General features: G+C 60.4%; 18 protein-coding genes. 6 read left to right on the top strand and 12 right to left on the bottom strand.

What is annotated here, in order from left to right; translation table 11 throughout:
• Positions 1-58: 58 nt before the first annotated feature.
• Positions 59-1,174 (bottom strand): Re/Si-specific NAD(P)(+) transhydrogenase subunit alpha, encoded by a 1,116-nt coding sequence (locus tag VE934_RS01645; protein ID WP_324883657.1) that lies wholly within the window; start codon positions 1,172-1,174, stop codon positions 59-61.
• A gap of 202 nt (positions 1,175-1,376) precedes the next feature.
• Positions 1,377-2,891, bottom strand: coding sequence for a CoA-acylating methylmalonate-semialdehyde dehydrogenase (locus VE934_RS01640; protein WP_324883656.1), 1,515 nt, complete (start codon positions 2,889-2,891; stop codon positions 1,377-1,379).
• Between the two features lie 147 nt (positions 2,892-3,038).
• Here VE934_RS01640 and VE934_RS01635 point away from each other — a divergent pair, with 147 nt between their 5' ends.
• The 3 genes from VE934_RS01635 to mnmA are packed head-to-tail and all read left to right on the top strand — an operon-like array spanning position 3,039 to position 5,693.
• Positions 3,039-4,010, top strand: coding sequence for a LysR family transcriptional regulator (locus VE934_RS01635; protein WP_324883654.1), 972 nt, complete (start codon positions 3,039-3,041; stop codon positions 4,008-4,010).
• Positions 4,007-4,504 carry an NUDIX hydrolase gene (locus VE934_RS01630; protein WP_324883652.1) on the top strand — a complete coding sequence of 166 codons (498 nt, stop codon included), beginning with the start codon at positions 4,007-4,009 and terminating at the stop codon, positions 4,502-4,504. Before VE934_RS01635 ends, VE934_RS01630 begins: the two co-directional genes overlap by 4 nt.
• A gap of 37 nt (positions 4,505-4,541) precedes the next feature.
• Positions 4,542-5,693: a tRNA 2-thiouridine(34) synthase MnmA gene (gene mnmA, locus VE934_RS01625; RefSeq protein WP_324883650.1), complete on the top strand. Its 1,152-nt coding sequence runs from the start codon at positions 4,542-4,544 to the stop codon at positions 5,691-5,693.
• 92 nt (positions 5,694-5,785) lie between these two features.
• Here the strand turns inward: mnmA and VE934_RS01620 are convergent, their stop codons facing one another.
• The 8 genes from VE934_RS01620 to VE934_RS01585 form a co-directional block, all read right to left on the bottom strand.
• Complete coding sequence (locus VE934_RS01620; protein WP_324883648.1) at positions 5,786-6,730, bottom strand: sugar kinase; 945 nt, start codon at positions 6,728-6,730, stop codon at positions 5,786-5,788.
• A 47-nt stretch (positions 6,731-6,777) separates the two neighbouring features.
• Positions 6,778-8,175 carry a mannitol dehydrogenase family protein gene (locus VE934_RS01615; RefSeq protein WP_324883646.1) on the bottom strand — a complete coding sequence of 466 codons (1,398 nt, stop codon included), beginning with the start codon at positions 8,173-8,175 and terminating at the stop codon, positions 6,778-6,780.
• Positions 8,172-9,347 (bottom strand): AGE family epimerase/isomerase, encoded by a 1,176-nt coding sequence (locus VE934_RS01610; protein WP_324883644.1) that lies wholly within the window; start codon positions 9,345-9,347, stop codon positions 8,172-8,174. The genes VE934_RS01615 and VE934_RS01610 overlap by 4 nt, the downstream gene beginning before the upstream one ends.
• On the bottom strand, positions 9,344-10,126 hold the full coding sequence (locus tag VE934_RS01605; RefSeq protein ID WP_324883707.1) for an ABC transporter permease: 783 nt from the start codon (positions 10,124-10,126) through the stop codon (positions 9,344-9,346). Before VE934_RS01605 ends, VE934_RS01610 begins: the two co-directional genes overlap by 4 nt.
• Positions 10,127-10,230: 104 nt before the next feature.
• Entirely contained in the window at positions 10,231-11,112 is an 882-nt protein-coding gene (locus VE934_RS01600) for a sugar ABC transporter permease (RefSeq protein ID WP_324883642.1), read from the bottom strand.
• A complete protein-coding gene (locus VE934_RS01595) occupies positions 11,109-12,218 on the bottom strand; it encodes an ABC transporter ATP-binding protein (RefSeq protein WP_324883640.1) in 1,110 nt (369 codons plus the stop codon). The genes VE934_RS01600 and VE934_RS01595 overlap by 4 nt, the downstream gene beginning before the upstream one ends.
• A gap of 21 nt (positions 12,219-12,239) precedes the next feature.
• The gene (locus tag VE934_RS01590; protein WP_414693791.1) at positions 12,240-13,412 is read right to left on the bottom strand and encodes an extracellular solute-binding protein; all 1,173 of its coding nucleotides are present in this window, start codon (positions 13,410-13,412) and stop codon (positions 12,240-12,242) included.
• A 79-nt stretch (positions 13,413-13,491) separates the two neighbouring features.
• Positions 13,492-14,235, bottom strand: coding sequence for a FadR/GntR family transcriptional regulator (locus VE934_RS01585; protein ID WP_414693795.1), 744 nt, complete (start codon positions 14,233-14,235; stop codon positions 13,492-13,494).
• Between the two features lie 196 nt (positions 14,236-14,431).
• Here VE934_RS01585 and manD point away from each other — a divergent pair, with 196 nt between their 5' ends.
• Positions 14,432-15,643 carry a D-mannonate dehydratase ManD gene (gene manD / locus VE934_RS01580; RefSeq protein ID WP_324883636.1) on the top strand — a complete coding sequence of 404 codons (1,212 nt, stop codon included), beginning with the start codon at positions 14,432-14,434 and terminating at the stop codon, positions 15,641-15,643.
• A 70-nt stretch (positions 15,644-15,713) separates the two neighbouring features.
• Complete coding sequence (locus tag VE934_RS01575; protein WP_324883634.1) at positions 15,714-16,892, top strand: extracellular solute-binding protein; 1,179 nt, start codon at positions 15,714-15,716, stop codon at positions 16,890-16,892.
• A 43-nt stretch (positions 16,893-16,935) separates the two neighbouring features.
• On the opposite strand, the gene ssb is transcribed toward VE934_RS01575, so the two are convergent.
• Entirely contained in the window at positions 16,936-17,439 is a 504-nt protein-coding gene (gene ssb / locus VE934_RS01570; protein ID WP_324883632.1) for a single-stranded DNA-binding protein, read from the bottom strand.
• Positions 17,440-17,465: 26 nt separating this feature from the next.
• Positions 17,466-18,656: an MFS transporter gene (locus VE934_RS01565; RefSeq protein WP_324883703.1), complete on the bottom strand. Its 1,191-nt coding sequence runs from the start codon at positions 18,654-18,656 to the stop codon at positions 17,466-17,468.
• A 160-nt stretch (positions 18,657-18,816) separates the two neighbouring features.
• Here VE934_RS01565 and uvrA point away from each other — a divergent pair, with 160 nt between their 5' ends.
• Complete coding sequence (gene uvrA, locus VE934_RS01560; RefSeq protein WP_324883701.1) at positions 18,817-21,915, top strand: excinuclease ABC subunit UvrA; 3,099 nt, start codon at positions 18,817-18,819, stop codon at positions 21,913-21,915.
• Positions 21,916-21,938 lie beyond the last annotated feature (23 nt).

The raw sequence follows: 21,938 nt of genomic DNA, 5'->3' as shown, positions 1-21,938 counted from the left end.
GATGGACCGGCACTGCCTGCCGCTCCTGAACAACTAATCTCGGCGAATTCGCGAGAACCTATTTGCGTTTGACTTCGCCGCCCTGCGTCATCAAGCAAGCCGCCACGATGTCGTCAGCCATGTCGATGTTGAGCGCGCCTTCCTTGCTGATGATCAGCTTGAGGAAGTCCAGCAGGTTGCGTGCATAGAGCGCGCTGGCGTCTGCGGCGACGAGCGAGGCCACATTGGTCTCACCAATCAGGGTCACGCCGTGCTTGACCACGGTTTTGCCAGGCTCGGTCAGCGGGCAGTTGCCACCCTGAGGCGCGGCCAGATCAACAATCACGCTGCCGGGTTTCATGGCCTTGACCATGTCTTCGGTGACCAGTACGGGCGCTGCACGACCGGGAATCAGGGCGGTGGTGATGACGATGTCCGCCAGGGCGACACGTTTGGCAACCTCGGCCTTTTGGCGCTCCAGCCAGCTTGGTGGCATGGGCTTGGCATAACCGCCAACGCCGACGGCGGCTTCGCGCTCTTCGTCGGTCTCGTAGGCCACATCAATAAACTTGCCGCCCAGCGACTCAACCTGCTCTTTCACGCTGGGACGCACATCGCTGGCTTCAATCACCGCGCCCAGCCGCTTGGCCGTAGCGATGGCTTGCAGGCCGGCGACACCGACGCCCAGAATCACCACACGCGCGGCTTTAACCGTGCCGGCAGCCGTCATCAACATTGGGAAAAAGCGCTGGTATTTTTCTGCGGCCATCATCACGGCCTTGTAGCCCGCGATGTTGGCTTGGGACGAGAGGACGTCCATGCTTTGTGCACGGCTGGTACGCGGGGCGGCTTCCAGCGCAAAGGCGGTCAGTTGCGCAGCAGCCAAGCGCTGCAGGCCGATGGCATCAAAGGGGTTGAGCATGCCGACCAGCACGCCGCCGGACTTGGCAAGCCCGATCTCGCTGTCCAACGGACACCGTACCTTTAGCACGATGTCTGCGGCGTAGGCACCGGCTGCATCGGTGATCTCGGCGCCGACGGCGGTGTAGGCATCGTCAGGAACGCTGGCTGCGACGCCTGCTCCGGACTGCACACGAATGGTGTGGCCTTGAGCTTTTAGCTTTTTGGCGGTTTCGGGCGTGATGGCGACGCGCGTTTCGCCGTCCATGATTTCTGCGGGCACCCCAATCAGCATGGGTCTCTCCTCAAAGCATTGGTCTTGTGTGGGTCTAGGTCATCTGCGCCGGGCGAGCCGGCAGATTTGTAGCTGTCGTGGAGCTTACATGAGAAATTTGGTAATTTTTGTCACTTGGCTCTAGAGTTTGGGGCGTCCAGGGCAGTCGCCCAGCACCTCGACCACGGCGCCCAAACCTACGGGATTACCCCATGCAGGCAGCTTATTTGGCAGTCGGCATCACAAACTCAGCACCCTTGCCAATGCTCTCTGGCCAGCGCTGCATGATGGATTTTTGCCTGGTGTAAAAGCGCACACCTTCTTCGCCATAGGCATGCATGTCGCCAAAAAGACTCTTCTTCCAGCCGCCAAAGCCGTGCCAGGCCATAGGCACGGGAATCGGCACATTGATGCCCACCATGCCCACCTGGATGCGGCGCGAAAACTCCCGCGCCACGTTGCCGTCGCGCGTGAAGCAGCTGACGCCGTTGCCAAACTCGTGTGCGTTGATCAGCTCCACTGCCTCGGCAAAGTCCTTCACCCGCACGCAGCCCAGCACCGGGCCAAAGATTTCCTCTTTGTAGATGCGCATATCGGGCGTCACGTGGTCAAACAGCGTGCCGCCCATCCAAAAGCCCTTCTCGCAACCCTTGCCCGCCTCAGCACCCGTGAAGGTGCGGCCATCCACCAGCAGCTTTGCTCCCTCTTTCACACCTGTATCGATATAACCGGTGATGCGGCTGTGCGCGACAGCAGTGACGATGGGGCCCATTTCTGCATCCAGATGCACACCGTCCTTGACCACCAGTGTTTTCGCGCGCGCCTGCAGCATGGGGACCAGCTTGTCGGCCACATTGCCAACCAGCACTGCTACTGAAATCGCCATGCAGCGCTCACCGGCTGAGCCATAGCCAGCCCCAATCAGCGCATCGACGGCCTGCTCCAGATCTGCATCGGGCATGACCACCATGTGGTTTTTCGCGCCGCCCAGGGCCTGCACGCGTTTGCCGTGGTGGGCGCCGGTTTCATAGATGTAGTTGGCAATCGGGGTGGAGCCGACAAAGGACACTGCCTTCACGTCCGGATGAACCAGCAAGGCATCCACCGCCTCTTTGTCGCCCTGCACCACGTTGAAAACCCCATCCGGCAAGCCGGCTTGCTTGAGCAGCTCGGCCATGAAGAGACTGGGGCTGGGGTCAATCGGGCTGGGCTTGAGTACAAAGCAGTTGCCAGCAGCGATGGCCACTGGAAACATCCACATTGGCACCATGACCGGAAAGTTGAAAGGGGTGATGCCGGCCACCACACCCAGGGGCTGACGAAGTGTCCAGTTGTCAATGCCGGTGCTGACCTGGTCGGTGAAGTCGCCCTTGAGCAATTGCGGAATGCCGCAGGCAAATTCCACGATGTCAATGCCGCGCGACACCTCGCCCTGCGCGTCGGTAAACACCTTGCCGTGCTCGGCAGTGATCATGTGCGCCAGCTTGTCCTTGTGAAGGTTGAGCAACTCCAGAAACTTGAACAGCACCCGCGCGCGCCGAATGGGCGGCGTGTCGGCCCAAGCCGGAAAGGCTGTCTGTGCAGCGGCAACGGCTGCATCCACATCAGCCACGTTGCCAAGGGCGACATGGCCGGTGACAGCGCCAGTGGCAGGGTTAAACACATCTTGCGCACGGCCGGCGCTGCCGGGCACGGCGTGGCCGTTGACATGGTGGCCTATGGGAGTGGGTGAAGACATGAGGAATCCTTTGGTACAGGTGACTGGAGCCGGGCCGATGGATGCCCACAGGCTGTGAAGTCTAGGGCGCAGCCGCCGATTTGATAATCCCGTTATTTGTGATTACATTGTTCAAATATTTGAACAATAAGCAAATAGCTTGTCTTCATGTCTTCAGACCAACTCTCACCACTGATTGCTGACCTTCACCTGTTGACAGTGCTGGCCAGCACAAAAAGCTTCACCGAGGCGGCGCGGCGTCTGGGCGTGTCCAAAGCTTCTGCCAGCATGCGCATCAGCGAGCTGGAGCGCGCAGCCGGCGTCACGCTGGTGAGGCGCACCACCCGCTCCGTGGGCCTGACCGAGGCGGGCCAGCAAATGGTCAATGGCATGTTGCCGGCGTTTGACCGCATCAGCGAAAGTTACAACGGCGCACGGGATTTGGTTGGCACCCCCCGCGGACTGATACGCGTGACCGCACCTGTAGCACTGGGTCGGCAACACCTGGCGCCGTGCATCGCAAGCTTTTTGCAGCTGTTTCCGGAGATCCAGATTGAGCTGGAGCTGACTGACCGTTTTGTGAACCTGGCCAACGAGGGGTTTGATCTGGCCATACGCCACACCAGCACGCCGCCGGAAACCCATGTGGCATGGACGCTGTGTGAAACCCGCTCCATCCTGCTGGCCAGCCCTCATTACCTGAAGAGGCGCGGCGTGCCTGCCCACCCGTCAGAACTGACCGCGCACGATTGCCTGCTGTACCTAGGAAATCATGCGGGAAACTGGACTTTTGTTCGCAACACCAAACGCAAAACCGCTGAGCGGGTGGGGGTGAACATCACCGGTTCGCTACGCGCCAACAACAGCGAAGTACTGCGCGACGCGCTTCTTTCCGGCCTGGGCATCGGACTGCTGCCCGATTTCAGTCTGGTGGGCAGCCGGAAAGACAAGAAGCAGCGCCGGCTTGTTCCTGTCCTGCCCGACTGGCAGGTGCAGGGATTTTTTGGCGAGCGTCTTTATGCGCTGCGACCCTGGTCCGCCCAGGTGTCCAAGGCCGTGCAGTGTTTAGTCAAACATCTGCGTGACAGTTTTGCTGAGGGCTTTTCGGCCCGGGCTCTGGACACGACAATCTCAGCATGAACAGCCGTTGGAAACCCAGTGTCACCGTCGCCGCCATCATTGAGCGCGATGGCAAATTCTTGCTGGTGGAAGAACACACGCCCGAAGGCCTGCGGCTGAACAACCCTGCCGGTCACCTGGACCCGGGCGAAAGTCCGGCTCAGGCCTGTGCGCGCGAAACGCTGGAGGAAACCGCGTTTCACTTCGCCCCCGATGCGCTGGTGGGCATTTACCTGTCGCGTTTTGAGCGGCCGGGACCTGAGCCGGAAAACCCGACGGACATTACCTACCTTCGTTTTGCTTTTAGCGGCGTGCTGGGTGAGCAGGTGGTGGGGCAGGCGCTTGACACCGGCATTGTGCGCACGTTGTGGCTGAGCGCCGATGAGGTCAGAGCCAGCGTGAGCCTGCACCGCAGCCCCCTGCTGCTGACCTGCATGGAGGACTATCTGTCTGGTAAACGTTACCCGCTGGAGCTGATCACCACTTCTGTGAGCGTATTCCAGCCAAAGCCCTGAGCCGCGCCGGAATCCCCCGCCCATTTAAAATGCTGCGATGCACAAGCAACGCGTCGTCGTCGGCCTGAGCGGAGGCGTAGACTCTGCGGTGACCGCGCACCTGCTGAAACAGCAGGGGCATGAGGTCATTGGCATCTTCATGAAAAACTGGGAAGATGATGACGACAGCGAGTTCTGCTCGTCCAACATCGACTTTGTAGACGCCGCTGCCGTGGCCGACGTGATTGGCATCGAAATCGAACACGTCAACTTTGCCGCCGACTACAAAGACCGCGTGTTTGCGGAATTTTTGCGCGAGTACCAGGCGGGCCGCACGCCCAACCCCGACATCCTGTGCAACGCCGAGATCAAGTTCAAGGCTTTTCTGGACCACGCGATGCGCTTGGGCGCCGAAAAAATTGCAACCGGTCACTACGCCCGCGTACGCCTCAACGAAGGCACAGGCAAACACGAGTTGCTCAAAGGTCTGGACCCATCCAAAGACCAAAGTTATTTTTTGCACCGGCTGAACCAGGCGCAGTTGTCAAAAACATTGTTCCCGGTTGGCGAGTTGCACAAGATCGAGGTGCGACGCATTGCAGATGAAATTGGCCTGCCCAACGCCAAGAAAAAAGACTCGACCGGTATCTGCTTCATCGGCGAGCGGCCTTTCCGGGAGTTTTTGAACCGCTACATCGCCAAGGCGCCGGGCCCGATCAAAAACGACAAGGGGCGCGTCATCGGCGAACACGTGGGCCTGAGCTTTTACACCCTGGGCCAGCGTCAGGGTCTGGGCATAGGCGGCGTGAAAGCGCGTGGGGCTGAACTCAAGGCGGTGCAAGCGTTGGGCCAGCGCGGCGTGGGTGAACACGAGCCGTGGTTTGTGGCGCGCAAAGACATGGGGAGCAACACCCTGTGGGCCGTACAAGGCCATGACCACCCGTGGCTGCAATCCACCGTGCTGCAGACGCAGGACTGCAGTTGGGTCGCAGGCGTGCCGCCCGACGCTGGCATGTTGGCCGCCAAAACCCGCTACCGTCAGGCGGATGCGCCCTGCGAGTTGCACAGCGCGGACGCGACCCACTGCGAGCTGCTGTTTTCGTCACCCCAATGGGCCGTGACGCCGGGCCAGTCTGCGGTGGTGTACGACGGCGAAGTGTGCCTGGGTGGCGGTGTGATTGCCGCCAGTAACACGCCCGCATTGCCCTGAAGCAGCCGTCAGCTGGAAATTACTAGCCAAACAGGCGACCCGCCCGTTAATGACGGCAATAGTTTGCTACGAATTAGATAGCAAAGTGCGCCCTACAAGCCGGCAGCAATTCGCTGCTTGCGTGTCGGCAGGCCCTCGCTGTCGCCGGCAACCTGCACGGCGCAGGCTCCCACCCAGGCTGCCCGGCGCACCGCGTCCACCACTGTGCAGCCTTCCAGCAAGGCACTGACCAGCCCCGCTGCAAAACCGTCGCCTGCGCCAACCGTGTCAACGACCCTGGCAACGGGGAAAGCATCCACATGTCCGCTGCCGCCTTCACCATCAAAGTAAGCGCCCTGCGCTCCCAGCTTGACCACCACCAACTTGGCACCCAGCTTGCGGTAAAAAGCAGCAATGCCTTCGGCCGTGTTTTGACCGGTGAGCAAGCGTCCTTCTTCCATGCCCGGCAACACCCAGTCGGCGCGCGCGGCCAGATCATTGATGGTTTGGCGCATGACCTCGGCGCTTTGCCACAGCGTGGGGCGCAGATTGGGATCAAAAGACACCGTCCGGCCGGCGTGGCGCATCAGATCCATCGATGCCCGTGCCACCTCCAGCGCGGAAGGCGAGATCGCGGCAAACACGCCCGTGGCATGCAAATGGCGCGCCGATAACATCCACGCCTGGTCGATGTCCTCCACACCCATGTGGCTCGCGGCGGAACCCTGACGATGGTATTCAACCGGCGGGTCACTGCCATCCGTGACCTTGCCCTTGAACATGAAGCCGGTTTTTTGCCCCGCGTCGCAGCGCACGTGCGAGCAGTCAATGCCTTCTGCCGCCATGGCTGCCAACAGGTAGCGCCCCATGGAATCAGCGCCCAACCGGCTGGCCCAGCCGACCTGCAGCCCCAGGCGAGACAGCCCGATGGCTACATTCGTCTCAGCGCCCGCCGTGCGGCGTGAAAAAGTTTCCGAATGCTCCAGCGGACCGGGGCGGTCGGCAACCAGAAGCATCATCGCTTCGCCGAAAGTAACAACATCCAGTCGGTCGGTCATGTCTGGTTCCAAATCGCAGGATCGTAAGGGGGTTGAAGTCCGGGAGACTACACGATGTTGATTTCGGCGAGAGCGCCCCGCAGACCAAGGGCCTGAATGCGGCTCAAGCCATGCTTGACGCGCACGCGCCATCGCGTATCGCAGCTCAGGCTCTCGCCCCAGATCCCTGGCAAGTCAAGCATCACGCCCGCGGTTTGCGCCGCATTGCCCTTGTACTGCGTGGCCAGCGCCTGCAGGTTCGCTGCCTGCGGATCGTTCAACGCAAACGTTGCTCCACCCTCCTCTTCGCCACGGCAGTAGTTCATCCACGCGGCGGCGGCCAGTGCCAGGCGGTCCACGCTCCCCCCACAGTCCAGTTGGGATTGAGCAGCTGGCACCCAGCGCTGCGGAATCTTTTTGGATGAATCGGTGGCGATTTGATGCACGCTGTGATTCAGCGCGGGATTTGCGAATCGCTCGAGCAGCGCGTCACGATAAGCCGGGGCATCAGGCCGCGCGATTCCGGGGATGATTTCTTCGGTCATCAGGGCGTGGATGAATGCGCGAATCTCCGGCTGGGCCACGCAGTCGAACACCGTCGGCAAGCCTAGCACCGCCCCGATACAGGCAATGGCCGAATGGCTGCCGTTGAGCATGCGGAGCTTGGCGTCTTCAAACGGTTTGACCGAGGCAACCACATTGACACCAGCGCCACGCAGCACCGCTGCGTCCTCGGGATCCGCAAAATTTTCCTCGATGACCCATTCCCAGAATTCTTCGGTTGCCAGAGCCCCCTCGTCTGCCACGCCCAGCACGGCGTTGGCAGCAGCGCTGCAGGCGGGCGTTGCAGCGGGCACGATGCGATCCACCATGCTGTTGGGGAAAGTGCATCGGTCCGAGATCCACCGCCTCAATCCCTCGTCCCCCGCAGCCTGCAGGCACAGTGCCTTGAGCTTGTCGCCGTTGCCGCTCAGGTTGTCGCAGGACGCAATGGTCAGCCCGGCGTGCCCTTCCACACGGCGCTGCGCCAGCCCCTTCAACAGCAAACCGGCCAGCTCTGCCGTGTAACCTTTTTCAGTCACGGTCAGGGTGATCCAGCGGGTGGATGCAGCAGCAATGGCAGCCGTCACTTGTTCAGGCTCACGCGCGGCAACGCAAGTCTGCACGATGGAGCCCACGATCTGGCACCGTGTTTTGCCCGCGCTGCTCAACTGCACTGAGTAAAGACCGTCCTGTTCTTTCAGGGTGTCGGCCACGGCAGTCGATCGCATGGCCACGCCCAGAACGCCCCAGCGCGGGTCACCACTTTGCAGGAGCCCGTCAAAGACGAGCGCCTGATGTGCGCGATGAAATGCTCCAAGCCCCAGATGAACCACACCCGGCTGGACGGGCCGCGGGTAGTCAAATACGGCCACGCCGGGCGATGAAATGGTCAGGACTGCAGTTGCGTTCAATTTCGCCGTCACGCTTGGTCCTCTAAACACAGCAACTCAGCCATGGCCAGAAACAGGTGGTAAAGCACCCGAGAAGGCGTGACATCTACCACCGCGTCGCCATTGCGGGACAGCTGGTTGCACCAGTTGGCGCCATCGGCCTTGAAGTAATGCGTCCGCAAAAGCCGGGTGTGCGCCCTTGCGGCCTCTGCCCATTTCCTGTCTCCCGTGCTGTGCGCCATGTAACAGCAGGCTTTGATGTATTCGGTCTGCGGCCAAAAGAGCTTGGTATCTGCGACGAGCTTGCCACCTGCATCCACGCCGTCAAATACAGCACCGCCCAGCTTGTCCGGGTGGTCAATGCCGAAATCGCGGCCAAAGGAAAAGAGCCGCTCCACCTGCTTCGTCAGGGTTTTGTCGTCTGCCAGCTGCATGTATTGTCCAAGCAGCCACACCCACTCGAACTGATGTCCCGGCTCGCGCAGGGATCCCGCGGCGCCATCGGCCACCGTCCAGTCCTTCTTGAAGTACTCGACCACCGCGCCCGTTTGCGGATCGGTCAGTTTGTCAAGAAACAGACGCACCAGAAGCCCGGCCTCATTCAGCCATCCCGCGTCGCGGGTTGATTCGTACATGGCCAGGACTGCTTCCAGCAGATGCATGTGCGGGTTCTGCCTGCGGGGCAATTTGCCGGTGTCGGGGTACTCCTCAAAGTAACCGCCCTTTGCACCGTCGGCCAGAAAGCGCTTCATGAAACCAAGTGCGTCGTTGGCCAGCGCCAGCGCTTTCGGGTTCGCGGTGGCGCGGTAATGCCACGCCATCGCAAAAATGATGAACGCGTGGTCGTACGCATCACGCGTGCCATCCAGCGCTGTGCCGTCAACTGAAAGCCTTTTTGGCCAGCCGGCCGAAGAGCCCTTCTCTTTGCATGCCAATTCCAGAAAAGCCAGACCATGCTCGGCAGCCGCTCGCATGGGCGCGCCGCCGCCCAGCAGGAAAGCGTGGCTTGCAACATAAGTCAGCCGGGCCTGGTTCAGTATGGTTCGCTCGGGTGATAGAACGGGCTTGGACGCAGCGTCCAGCCCTTCATAAAACCCGCCTGCTGGGTCCATCACGCGTTCAAACCAGAAGGGGCAGACATGTTGCAGCAGCCAGGCGCGGGTTTCCGTCTCTTTCTGCATGACGGGGTTCTGCGTCTGGGTCATTGCGGATGCTCTTTTACCCGCGACACGAGTTGCGTCGGGCTGACAAAACGCATGGCAATCAGCAGCCAGGTCAGTGTGACCGCCATGTAGACAATCGCCATCGCATCAATGGACTGCGGAGCCCTAACCCCGGCTGCAAACACCGCGTAATACAAGGCCACCACCAGTGTTTGTGTACTTGGCCCGCCGGTCAGGAAGGTCAGCTCGAACATGGAAATGGTTCGCACCAGCACCAGCAGTGAAGCGGCGAGAATTCCGGGCATCAGCAGCGGTACCAGCACATAACGAAACACCTGTCCGCTTTTCGCGCCAAAGACACGCGCAGCAGACTCCAGGTTCGAGTCGATCTGCTCGATAAAGGGCGTCATCACCAGAATCACAAATGGCAGCGCCGGTAGCAAATTGGCAATGATCACGCCGGTCAGCGTGCCCGCCAGATTGAGCTGGTACATCACGGTGGCCAAGGGAATACCGTAGGTGATGGGCGGAATCATCAGCGGCAGCAGGAACAGGCCCAGCAAAATACGCTTGCCCGGAAACTCGCGGCGTGCCAAAGCGTAGGCAGCAGGCACACCAATGAGGACTGCAAGCACCACGACCGCCAGCACGATTTGCACGGTCACGATCAGAACGTCACCAAGCTGAAACTCCTTCCAGGCCGCAAGGTACCAGTTGATGGTGAAGCCCTCAGGGAGCCATGTGTTGAACCACCGCTTGCCGAAGGAGCTGGTTGCCACCGAGGCGATGATCAACGCGACGTTCAGCAGGAAGAAAGTCATCACCCCGATGACCGTGGCGTTCCAGACGCGGCTGCCCCAGTTGCCTGTCAATTTATGGGATGCCGGCGTCAGCGAGGTGCCGGCGGGGGAAGTTGAAGGCGCGCTCATCCTTTTCCTCCTGTCACGGGACCACGGTAGGCGAGCCTGCGTGCGCCCAGCACGACCACGACCACACCAAGCTGCACCACGCCCATGATCATCGCAATGGCCGAAGCCATGGAGTAGTCGTAGTTTTCAAAAGCGGCCTCGTAGGCGGCGATCGAGATGACCCGCGTCGGCCCGGCGGGCGACCCTAGCAGGACGGCGGACGGGAATACCGAGAAGGCTTGCACAAACGACAGACAGAAAGACATGGCAAGCCCCGGCAACAGCAAAGGGAAAATGATGTGCCTGAATTGCCGGTAAGGATTTGCGCCCAGCGTCGCTGCGGCGCGTGGCAGGCCGGGATCAATGCCGGTGATGTACGACAGCACCAGCAAAAAGACAAACGGAAATCCGGAGATGACCAGCGAAATCAACACACCCCAGTAGTTGTGCGTCAGCCGCACCGGCCCGTCGTACAAATGGAGAGCCTGCACGAGTTGGGAGAACCAGCCGTTGGGACCAAAGTAGCTGAGCATGCCTTGCGCAATCAGCACCGTGCCCAGCGTCAGGGGGATGGTCATGATGGTGGTGGCAATCTTCTGGTAACGGGTCTTGTGGCGCAGCCGATAGGCCAGCGGCACGGCGATGCCGACATTGATCAGGGTAGCTGGCAGCGCCAGGCTCATGGTCGTGCCGATGGTTTTCCACAGATGGGGGTCGGTGAAGAACGTGATGTAGTTGGCTAAGGCGCCGCCGCCATTCATGGGCCGAAATGACAGAATCAGCCCATCAACAAAGGGATAAACAAACACCAGCAGGATGAACAGCGTGGCCGGGGCCAGCATCCAGAATGCCGGGTCCTTCCAGCGCGAGCCGGGCATGAGCGCCGTGTTTTGCATCATGATGCCTGCTCCGCTGGATAAACCAGCACGCGCTCCGGCGCAATCGCGACTGTCATGGCTTCACCCACCCTGGTGCTCCCCTGTGCCCTGACGAAGAGTTGTGAGTGGTCCATGGTGCGCAGCATGAACAAGGTCTCGCGACCGTAATACTCGACCGATTCGACCATTGCAGTGAGGGTATTCGTGGCATGCGATCCTTCAGCAACGATCGAAAAATCGTCTGGCCGCATGGAGGCGATAGCCCTGGCAGCGAGTTTTCCATGTGCCGTGCCTGAGAGCGACACACCCGGCCCCTTCAGCGTCGCAAGACCGTTGCCCTGCTCCACCACATCTACCTTGAGCTCATTGCGATAGCCCATGAAGCGTGCAACAGACAGATTGGTTGGATGGCTGTACACCATTTGCGGCGTATCGATTTGCTGGGCGATGCCGTCTTTCATGACGACGATCCGGTCAGCCAGGGAGAGGGCCTCGTCCTGATCGTGCGTGACATACAAAGTGGTGCGGCCCAGTTCACCGTGAATCCGGCGTATTTCCGTACGCATCTCAAGGCGCAGCTTGGCGTCCAGATTCGACAGGGGTTCATCCATGAGAATGAGCGGCGGTTCGATCACGATGGCCCTGGCGATTGCCACCCGCTGCTGCTGCCCGCCCGAAAGCTGGCCTGGCAACTTGTGGCTGTGCATCCCCAGCTGGACCAGGTCCAGCGCTTTCTCCACTTTCTGGTCAATCTCGCGCTGCGGCGTGCCGCGCATCAGTAAACCGAACCCCACATTTTTCGCCACCGTCATGTGCGGAAACAGGGCGTAGTTCTGGAAAATCATTCCAAAACCACGCTGTTCCGGCGGCAGCAAGTCCAGCCGCACATCATCGAGCAGGATCTGGCCTTCAGAGAGAGCCATCAAGCCGGCGATGCAATTGAGCGCAGTGGATTTCCCACAGCCGGAGGGACCGAGCAAGGCGATGAATTCACCCCGCGCGATATCCAGTGTCAGGCCATCCAGGGCGGCGTGCAGGGGCACGCCGCCTTTTTTTCCTGCGCCAGGCCCACCGCCAAATCGGCGGGTGACCTTTTGCAGCTTCAGGGTACTAAAGTTCGGGTTCATTTGTTTACTGTGATCTCAAGGTCATTTGAATTTTTGCGCGCCCACTTCGAGGTCCCAGATCTTGAAAGCCTTCACCATGGCTTCTGCATCCAGGGGCTGGGCGTGTGGTCGCTTGGCGGTCCAGTCGGCATACTCGCTGCGGCCAAATTCCTTGATCACGTCCTGGCTCTCTTTGGGCGCCATCGTGAGGGGCACGTTTTTCACAGCGGGGCCGGGATAGAAGTAGCCTTTGTCCCAGGTCAGGGCTTGCTGCGCGGGCTTGAGCAAATGAGCCATCAGGTCCAGGACCACCGGCATCTTGTCGGCTGACACGCCCTTGGGGACCATCATGTACTGGGTATCGTTGATCCAGGTGAAGTCCTTGAAGGCGGCGACCTGGTAGTTCTTCGGAACAATGCCGAGGGCACGCGGATTGATGTCCCATCCGGTCACGCTAACCGTCATGTCACGCGAGCCTTGCCCGAGTTCTTTCATCACTGCACCGGTGCCGGTCGGGTAGTACTCGATGCAGGTGTTGAGTGCCTTGAGGAACACCCATGTTTTTTCCCAGCCATTGACCGGGTCCTTGGGGTTCTTGTCCCCCAGAAGATAGGGCAGCCCCATGATGAAGGTGCGCCCAGGACCCGAGTTGGCAGGTCGCGCATAAATCAGCCTGTTTGGATTCGCCTTGCACCATGAGAGCAATTCCTGCGGCGAGGTCGGCGGCTGTTTCACCTTGTCGGGGTTGTACTGAAGAAAGGGCCCACCGGTCATGAAGACCACAGCAAGTGCTTCCCCCTGGGTGAGGTCCTGCATTTTTCTGGCTGGAGGAATGTAGTTGTCCAGCACGCCGGGAAATTTCGCGTTCTGCTCTGGCAGCATGCGGTTCCACAGCTTCTGCTGGATGCCCGCAGCCAGAATGTCGGTGCCACCCAGTACGAGGTCAATGTCCGTGCGGTTGGCTGCCTGCATGGCCTTGAGCTTGCCCGGAAGCTCGGGGGCTGGCGCTTTGGTGAAAGTGAACTTCACGTTGGGGTTCACCGTCTTGTAGGACTCGATGGCGTCCTGCAACAGGGCCAGCGCGCCGCCCACGTCCACGACATTGATGGTTTGCGCCTGTGCTGGCAAGCTGGTCAACGCAGTGACTGTCACCAGCCCGGCGGCGCCCATAAAGCGGGTGGCTACCCGCGACAGATTCAATAAAGCTGACTTCATGTTTTATGTCTCCTTAAATATCAAGGCCAAGCGGGCCATGCGCTGAAAAAAATCGGAAATTGCGCCACGCATCAATGCTTCAGGCCCAACCCTTTACAAACTCGCCAACCACCCTGTCGATATGCGCATGCATGGCGTTGCGCGCACCCGCTGCATCGCGTGCGACCAGGGCGCTGAATACTTTTTGGTGATCCTGCAGACTGGCCTCTCGCAGATCGGGGGTATGAAAGTGCTCTTCGAGGCGCGCCCAGATAGGGCCGCGCAACTGGTCCCACAAGGCCGTGACCATGCTGACCAGCACGGCATTGCCGGTTGCTTCAGCAATGCGCACATGAAACATGCGGTCAGCATCTTCGTTGGCACGCTTGTCGTCGCAGTTGTCGCGCATGGCTGCCAGCGCTGAGTAAATCCGGTCCACATCAATGTCTTTGCGCAATTCCGCCGCTTGGGCCGCAATCTCACCCTCCAGCAGGCGCCGTGCGCGCAGCAGCTCGAAAGGGCCAGGACCGTCGGGCACATAGACCGGCTTGACGCTATCGGCAGGGCGGCACACGTAAATGCCTGAGCCTCCACGCACCTCCACCATTTCTTGCACTTCCAGCGCAATCACCGCTTCGCGCACCGATGTGCGACTCACCTGAAAGCGGTCGGCCAGATTGCGTTCAGACGGGAGGCGCTTGCCAACCGGGAATTCGCCAGAGGCTATGAGGGACAGGATTTGCTCAGCCAGCCGTTGATAGGTTTTTTCGTTGGCCAGCTCCGAAAGGGGCCCCGCCCCCTCTTCCTGAACCGATGGGGCGGACTCTGCAATCGCGATGGGCATGGAGGATGACATAAGCTTGTGGAATCAAAAAGTGGTAGACCAGTTTATAGACCAATTTGCTGAAATTGCGGATTTTGGTTTACCACTAGTGCGTTTTTTCCCGCAAAACTTCCATAATGCGTCCTCAAATGCCGAAAAGGCAGACTGAAATCTCCGAATTCCTTAAATTGGTCTAACCACTTAAACAATTGCTCGCATGAAAATCACCGCCGCTCGCGTCATCGTTTGTTGCCCAGGTCGCAACTTCGTCACATTGAAAATAGAAACCGACGAGGGCCTGACCGGCATCGGCGACGCCACGCTGAATGGGCGAGAGATGTCCGTTGTCAGCTATCTGACTGAACACGTCATTCCCTGCCTGATCGGCCGCGACGCGCACCAGATTGAAGACATCTGGCAATACCTCTACAAAGGCGCCTACTGGCGCCGCGGGCCGGTGACCATGAGCGCCATCGCAGCCGTCGACACAGCACTGTGGGACATCAAATCCAAGGCGGCAGGGCTTCCGCTGTACCAGATGCTGGGTGGCCGCAGCCGCAATGGCGTGATGGTTTACGGCCATGCCAATGGCAGCGACATCTCGCACACCGTGGAGGAGGTCCTGCGCTACAAGGAACTGGGCTACCAGGCCATTCGTGCGCAAAGCGGTGTGCCGGGGCTGGAAAAAGTTTACGGCGTAGGGCGCGGCAGCATGTTTTATGAGCCGGCTGATGCCGACTTGCCGAGCGAACACGACTGGAGCTCGGAAAAATACATGCTCCATGCGCCGCAGTTGTTTGACGCGGTTCGCCAGGCCGTGGGGCCAGACATTCACCTCCTGCATGACGTGCATCACCGCCTGACCCCCATCGAGGCGGGCCGGTTGGGCAAATCGCTTGAGCCCTTCCACCTGTTCTGGATCGAGGACGCGACGCCTGTTGAAAACCAGGACGCCTTCCGCCTCATCCGCCAACACACAACAACGCCGCTGGCAGTGGGCGAGATTTTCAACAGTATCTGGGACTGCAAGGACCTGATCCAGAACCAGCTCATCGACTACATACGCGCCACAGTGGTCCATGCCGGGGGCATCACGCATCTGCGGCGTATTGCGGATTTCGCCGCCATGTACCAGGTGCGCACCGGCTGCCACGGCGCCACCGATCTGTCACCGGTGTGCATGGGCGCGGCACTGCACTTCGACACCTGGGTTCCCAACTTTGGTGTGCAGGAGTACATGCGCCACACCGAAGAAACCGATGCAGTGTTTCCGCACAGCTACAGCTTTGACAAGGGCTATATGCATTGCGGCGAAACGCCCGGTCACGGCGTGGACATCGACGAAAAACTTGCCGCGAAGTACCCCTACAAACGCGCCTATCTGCCTGTGAACCGCCTGCAACACGACGGCACCTTGTGGAACTGGTAGCCACACGGCAGGAGAGCCAGTGACGGCATCACTTTCGGTTGATTTTTTTACAGAAACAGGAAAGGCTTTTATGACCATCACAACGGCTCTCAAAAAAAACCTCCACGGACACTCGCCCTTGCGCAGGGCTTGTCTTGCCGCACTTGTTCTGGCTTCAACCTGCCAGATTGCCAACGCTCAAGCCATCACCATCAAGGTGGTTGACGTTGGCGGGGCCTACAACCTGCTTCAAGGCGCGATTGAGTCCTACCGCGACAAACACCCCGAGGTGACTTTCAACCTGGCCAAAGCGCTCGCGCCCGAACTACCGGCCATGCTGCGCACCGCGCAGTTGGCGGGCAAGCCAGATGCCGATCTGGTGCTGGGTGGAGGTGATATTTTGGCCTCGGGTATCGAGCAAAGCCTTTGGGTCCCGCTGCTACCTGCGCACGCGGCAAAGTTTCCCAGCGCCATGGACAACTATTTCAAGGAATCGCGCAAGATGCAGGAGCTGGCTTCCAGCCAGGGTCTTGCCGTGGTGTACGCACTTGGCGGCCCTCTCCTTGAATACAACCCCGACAAGGTCTCCCAGATCCCGACCACACCATCCGAACTGCTTGTCTGGTGCCGGGCCCATCCTGGAAAGTTTTCATATGCCCGGCCAGCCAATTCAGGCCCGGGCCGCGCATTCATCATGGGTCTGCCCTACCTGCTGGGCGACAAGGATCCCAAAGACCCCGTGGATGGCTGGGCAAACACCTGGGCCTATCTGAAAGACCTCGACAAGTGCATCGATGCGTATTCGTCAACCACAGGCGCGTTGATGAAAGACCTGGGCGCTGGCGGCAAACACATGACTGTCACCACCACCGGCTGGGACATCCACCCCCGGGCGATGGGCGTGGTGCCCAAGCACTTCAAGGTTGCCGCTTTCAAGGGCATGACATGGATCAACGACGCGCAGTACATGATGGTCCCCAAGGGTCTGCCCCCTGAGCGCATGAACGTCGTGCTTGATCTGATGGCGCATTTGTTGACCCGTGAGCAGCAGGCCAAGGCCTATGACAAAGGGTATTTTTATCCCGGTCCAGCCATCAAAAATGTGCCCTTCAGTCTCGCGCCTCCCGAGAGCCAAAAAGTCATCAAGGAATTTGGCCGAGTGGAATACACCCTCTGGGGCCTGAACCAGCCGCACGCCCAGCCGCTCAGCGCACAGGCGATGGTCAAGGCATTCAAGATCTGGGATGAGCAGGTGGCCAAGCGCCCATAGACAAGGGCCGTTTGCATAGCCGCCGGATCATCCGGCGTGCAGGTCAGAACGGAATATCGTCGTCCATGTCGTCAAAGCCGCTGGCGGCTTTGGTGGGCGCTGCCGCCCTTGGCGCCAGCGCCGGTGCTGGGGCGCGGGGCGCTGCCGCCGGGCGCGAATACTGGCGCTCACCGCCGCCATCACCGTCGCTGTCTCCGCCCGGGCCGCCCATGCCTTCGCGGCTGCCCAGCATTTGCATTTCGCTCGCAATGATGTCAGTCGCGTATTTTTCAACGCCGTCCTTGTCGGTGTACTTGCGGGTTTTGAGCCGGCCTTCGATGTAGACCGAGCGGCCTTTTTTCAGGTACTCGCCTACGATTTCTGCCTGGCGGCCAAAAAAGCTGATGCGGTGCCACTCGGTCTCTTCGACCATTTCACCGGCTTTGTTTTTGTACTTGCTGCTGGTGGCCAGCGCAATATTGGCCACGGCATCGCCGCTGGGCATGTAGCGCACTTCTGGGTCGCGGCCCAGGTTGCCGACGAGGATGACTTTATTGACGGATGCCATGGCGTGTTCTCCTAATTTTTCACAGTTTAACTGGCTGGGCCTGACTGCCGCCCCGGCGCCTGCATTGGCCAGGCCACGACGAGCCACACGATCATCAAGCCGCCGCATGCCGCAAACAAGACCTCCGGGCCAGCGACTTTAACTAGTAAACCGCCCAGCGCGCCGCCCGCAAAAAACCCCAGCGACTGCAAGGTGTTGAAAACCCCAAGCGCTGCCCCGCGTGAATGCGCTGGCGCTATCCGTGAGGCCAGGCTGGGTTGGGTGGCTTCGAGCACATTGAAGCCGCAGAAAAACAGAAACAGCAGCACGCCCAAACCGGCGAGACTGGGCCCCCCGGAGGCGCCGGCCAGAACCATCAAACCAACTTGCACTAATGCAATCAGTCCGACGGCAGCCAGGAAAACCGCTCGCAAATAACCCCGCTTCTCCAAAGGGAAGAGGCTGAACCCCATCACGACAAATGACAGCAACACTGCGGGCAGGTAGACCTGCCAATGAAGGCTTTTTTCCAGGCCCGCCTGAACCAGCAGCGCGGGAAGAGCGACCCACATGGCGAGTTGTACCGCGTGCAGGACAAATACGCCGAAATCCAGCCGCAGCAGGGGGCCGTGCCGAATCACCTCTGCCAAACTGCCGCGCGAGCGGTGTGCCAGCTGCAACGGTTCGGGCGGCACCCACCAGATCACCGCCCCGATGCCTAGCAGGGCCAATGCGCCCGTGAATGCGAACAGGCCGCCCAGACCGATGCGCGCAGCCAGGGCCGGAGCCAGCACCAGCGACAGGGCAAACATCAGGGCAATGCTGGCGCCCACCATCGCCATGGCTTTGGTACGTACTTCATCCCGCGTGCTGTCGGCCAGCAGCGCCGTCACCGCCGCTGATATCGCGCCGGCGCCCTGCAGGGAGCGGCCAAGGATCAGCCAGTTCAGGTCCGGCGCCCAGGTAGCCACAAAACTGCCCAGCGCAAAAACGAGCAGGCCGAAAACAATCACTTTCTTGCGGCCCAGACGATCCGAGGCCATGCCAAAGGGGATTTGGAACAAGGCCTGCGTCAGGCCGTAAATGCCCATGGCCAGCCCCACCCGCGCGGGATCATCACCACCCGGGTAGCGCGCGGCCTCCAGCGCAAACACCGGCAGCACCAAAAACAGACCCAGCATCCGCAGCGCAAAAATCGAGGCAAGCGCCACGCTGGCGCGCCGCTCGGTGGCGGTCATGGGGTAGGAAGGCGGGGCGGAAGAGACGGAAGACACGGTCAACAAATAGGACAGGGGTGAGACGCGGCATAAAGCGCCTGAGGGTCACTATTGTCTTTGAATTGGCCCTTGCATCCGGCAAGTAGACGGGCGGGCACCAAAAACCACTCATCCGTCTATGATGGTGGGTTTTGCGGCGCCCCAAACAGTGAACTCTTCTACCGACGGCAAATACCTGCTGCCCGCCAGCGACGGCAAGCAGGCGAACGACCTAGACGCGGGCCGTTATCTGGCGCAGGCCCTGGCTGCGCAGCGGATCAGCATTCGCGGTGCGCGTACCCACAACCTCAAGAACATTGACCTGGATATTCCGCGCAACCAGCTGGTGGTGATCACGGGCCTGAGCGGCTCCGGCAAGTCCAGTCTGGCCTTTGACACCCTCTACGCCGAAGGTCAGCGCCGTTATGTGGAGAGTCTGAGCACTTACGCGCGGCAGTTTTTACAGCTGATGGACAAGCCCGATGTGGACATGATCGAAGGCCTGTCGCCAGCGATCTCCATTGAGCAGAAGGCGACCTCACACAACCCGCGCTCTACTGTCGGTACAGTCACCGAGATTCATGACTACCTGCGCCTTCTGTTTGCGCGCGCTGGCACGCCCTACTGCCCAGCCCACGACTTGCCGCTGCAGGCTCAAAGCGTGAGCGAGATGGTGGACCATGTGCTGGCGCTGCCGGAAGACACCAAGCTGATGATCCTGGCGCCCGTTGCGCGTGAGCGCAAAGGCGAATTTGTCGAGCTGTTTGCCGAAATGCAGGCCCAGGGTTATGTGCGTTTTCGCGTGGACGGTCAGGCGTATGAATTTGACGAACTGCCCAAGCTGAAGAAAGCGGAGAAACACAATATTGATGTGGTGATTGACCGCCTCAAGGTGCGGCCCGACATGCAGCAGCGCCTGGCTGAAAGTTTTGAAGCGGCGCTACGCCTGGCCGACGGAAAGGCTCTTGCGCTGGAAATGGATTCAGGCAAAGAGCACCTCTTCAGCGCCAAGTTCTCCTGCCCGGTGTGCAGCTATTCACTCAGCGAGATGGAGCCGCGGCTGTTTTCGTTCAACTCGCCGGTGGGCGCCTGCCCGAGCTGCGACGGCCTGGGCCACATGGAGTTTTTTGACCCGACACGGGTGGTGGCCTTCCCGTCGTTAAGTCTTGCCAGCGGGGCCGTCAAGGGTTGGGACCGCCGCAACGGCTACTACTTCTCGATGCTGGAAAGCCTGGCCAAACATTACAAGTTCGACCTGGACACGGCTTTCGAAAACCTGCCCGCTGACGTACAACAAGTCGTACTGCATGGCTCGGGCGAAGAAGAAATCAAGTTTAGCTATGTGATGGACTCCGGCAACTTTGCCGGCAAGAAGATCAACAAAAAGCACCCTTTTGAGGGCGTAATCACCAACTTTGAACGGCGCTACCGCGAGACCGATTCGGCCGCAGTGCGTGAAGAGCTGTCGCGTTACCGCAGCGTGCAGCCCTGCCCGGAGTGCGAAGGCACGCGCCTGCGCAGCGAAGCGCGCCACGTGTACCTGGTCAGTTCTGCCCCTGCTGACGGCACCGCGCCGGCCCGCAAGGCCATCTTTGAGATCAGCCGCGCCACGCTCCGCGAAAGCTTTGACTACTTCAACGCCTTGCGGATGGAAGGCGCCAAAGCCGAAATTGCGGGCAAGGTTGTGCGCGAGATTGGCCTGCGCCTGAAATTCCTCAACGACGTGGGTTTGAATTACCTGAGCCTGGACCGCAGCGCCGAAACGCTGTCGGGCGGTGAGTCGCAGCGCATCCGCCTGGCCTCACAAATCGGCTCCGGCCTGACCGGCGTGATGTATGTGCTGGACGAGCCCAGCATAGGCCTGCACCAGCGTGACAATGACCGGCTGATCGGCACCCTGAAACACCTGCGCGACATTGGCAACAGTGTGCTGGTGGTCGAGCATGACGAAGACATGATCCGCGCGGCCGACCATGTGATTGACATGGGCCCGGGCGCGGGTGTTCACGGCGGCCGCGTGATGGCACAGGGCAGCTATGCCGATGTGGTGGCTAACACCAACTCGTTGACCGGTAAATACCTCGCAGGAACCCTCGCGATTGCCGTACCCAAGCGCCGTACGCCCTGGCTGACGACGGTGGAGAAAGCGCCCTTCCGCGACCCAAAGAAGCCATCAAAGTTTGCCCCCAGCGCCGCAGGCTTGAAACGCGCAGCGCGCGAGGCAGCGCATCTGCTGACCCAGGGCGACATGCAGGCCATCCGCATCGTCGGCGCCAGCGGCCACAACCTCAAAAATGTCAGCGTTGATTTTCCAGTCGGACTGCTGACCTGCGTCACAGGCGTGTCCGGATCGGGCAAATCAACACTGGTGAACGACACCTTGTACGCCGCGGTGGCGCGCACGCTGTACCGGGCACACGACGAACCCGCCGCGCATGAAGCGGTGGAAGGTATCGAGCATTTCGACAAGGTCATCAATGTGGACCAGTCGCCGATTGGCCGCACACCACGCAGCAACCCGGCCACCTACACCGGCCTGTTCACGCCGATCCGCGAACTGATGGCCGAGATGAACACGGCGCGGGAGCGCGGTTACGGCGCCGGCCGCTTCAGTTTCAACGTGGCCGGGGGCCGCTGTGAAGCCTGCCAGGGCGACGGCGTTGTCAAGGTGGAGATGCACTTCCTGCCGGACGTCTATGTGCCCTGCGACGTCTGCAAGGGCATGCGTTACAACCGCGAAACGCTGGAGGTCCAGTACAAGGGCAAAAACATCGCCCAGATTCTGGACCTAACGGTCGAGGTGGCGGCCGAGTTCTTCAAGGCGGTGCCAACCATCTCGCGCAAGCTGCACACGCTGCTGGATGTCGGCCTGTCTTACATCAAGCTTGGCCAGGCCGCGACCACGCTGTCAGGAGGCGAGGCGCAGCGCGTCAAGCTGGCACTGGAGCTGTCCAAACGCGACACCGGCCGCACGCTGTACATCCTGGACGAACCCACCACCGGCCTGCATTTCGCCGACATCGATTTGCTGCTCAAGGTGCTGCATCAGCTGCGCGATGCGGGGAACACGATTGTGGTGATCGAGCACAACCTGGATGTCATCAAAACCGCCGACTGGCTGATCGACATGGGGCCCGAAGGCGGCGATGGCGGTGGCACCGTGGTCGGCGTGGGCACGCCAGAAGATATTGCCGCGAACCCGGCCAGCCACACCGGGCGTTACCTGCAGCGTTTGCTCTAAAAAGGGTCGCTCGCGCGCCTGAC

This window comes from Polaromonas sp. (genome assembly GCF_035638815.1).
Lineage (GTDB): Bacteria > Pseudomonadota > Gammaproteobacteria > Burkholderiales > Burkholderiaceae_C > Polaromonas.
This window is presented reverse-complemented; position numbering and strand designations above follow the sequence as displayed.